Origin of the sequence: Gilliamella sp. App4-10, from assembly GCF_001690495.1 — a bacterium.
Classification (GTDB): Bacteria; Pseudomonadota; Gammaproteobacteria; order Enterobacterales; family Orbaceae; genus Gilliamella; species Gilliamella apicola_G.
In genome coordinates this window covers 1-1,352 of the sequence record NZ_LZGS01000013.1, presented here as the reverse complement: position 1 = coordinate 1,352, position 1,352 = coordinate 1, and the positions used below count along the sequence as shown (strand labels likewise).

Annotated in this window: 2 protein-coding genes; both read left to right on the top strand. The window is 38.8% G+C overall.

Annotated elements, in window-relative coordinates:
* Nucleotides 1-107: 107 nt before the first annotated feature.
* Nucleotides 108-350 carry a hypothetical protein gene (locus A9G23_RS02670; RefSeq protein ID WP_141674896.1) on the top strand — a complete coding sequence of 81 codons (243 nt, stop codon included), beginning with the start codon at nt 108-110 and terminating at the stop codon, nt 348-350.
* A gap of 14 nt (nt 351-364) precedes the next feature.
* On the top strand, nt 365-1,189 hold the full coding sequence (locus A9G23_RS02665; RefSeq protein ID WP_065586156.1) for a DUF6708 domain-containing protein: 825 nt from the start codon (nt 365-367) through the stop codon (nt 1,187-1,189).
* Nucleotides 1,190-1,352: the final 163 nt, after the last annotated feature.

Here is a 1,352-nt window from a genome sequence, read left to right as displayed (position 1 = left end):
GCTGGCCCGAATGGATGGTTGAAGCGTTTAATGCCACATCATTAGAAGAGTTAACTGAAATCAAACAACGGCACCATATAACGGAATAGCCCAAAAGCCGTTACAGTTTGGCAAGAATGGGTAAAGCGATATGGCAAGCCCATTTTACCGATATTGAAAAAATCGAAGTGAAAAAAACCGATCCTAACCAGTCAGATAGCCACCTAACGGTGATAACATGGGTCGCGGGCACCTTTGCTTATGATCTTGTAAAGAGCTATCAAATCAATATCAGCTCTAATGCACAAGATGATGACGAAATCCCACTCATCATAAATCGCAGCAGCACCCATTTCACGATGAATAAATAAAAAGGAGAGTCATCATGCCATCAAAATACCGTCCACAAATCTTTGGTTGGTTCGGCGATCTGGATAAAGGTCCACGTTTAGTACCCCTGCATGATCGTCGCTTAAGCTATGCCAATAATAACTACTGTGCCTTTATTCGTCAGAATTTTTCTGATCAAGTTTTTTATTCATCTTTATATCTTATTGCAACCATACTTTTATTCATTGCAGTTATTTTATGGGTTTGGTTATTACTTATTCATAAACCTGAAGCGGGCAATTTAATAGTAATTATAGCAATATTGGCTTTGATTGTGAGTATTTTTTCTTTGTATATAACTATTCCAGCAGTTTATCAAAGCTTGTTTTCCCGTCGTGGTAGTCCCATTATATTTAATCGTAAAACGGGTAAAGTCTATGTTAACGAAAGTTATTTTTTTAACTTTAAAGTATTACGGCATCCGGCGGTATTTTTACAACCGAAAAAACGCCGTATAAAAGAGTATGATTGGGATGATTTGCATGGTGTTGTTATTCATAATATGTCACGTAATGCCCTAACTTCAACCGTATTAATGGTGTGCCAACCGGGAACGCATCAAGTGATTGATCATATTATGTTAGATCCTATTCGAGCTGGCGCAGGGAGTACATTTGTTTGGGGTTGGATCAATAGTTTTATGTTTTTTTGTGATGTGGCCAATATCGATGATGGTGAATATAAATCAGATCAAGAAGCGGAATTTAAAGCCCATAGGATTGCCGGTCAAGACTGGCTCGAATGGATGGTTGAAGCGTTTAATGCCACATCATTAGAAGCGCTCGCGGAAATTAAACAACGGCATCATATAACGGAATAGCTAAGATGATGACGAAATCCCACTCATCATAAATCGCAGCAGTAACCCATTTCACGATGAATAAATAAAAAGGAGAGTCATCATGCCATCAAAATACCGTCCACAAATTTTTGGTTGGTTTGGCGATCTGGATAAAGGTCCACGTTTAGTGCCCCTGCATGAC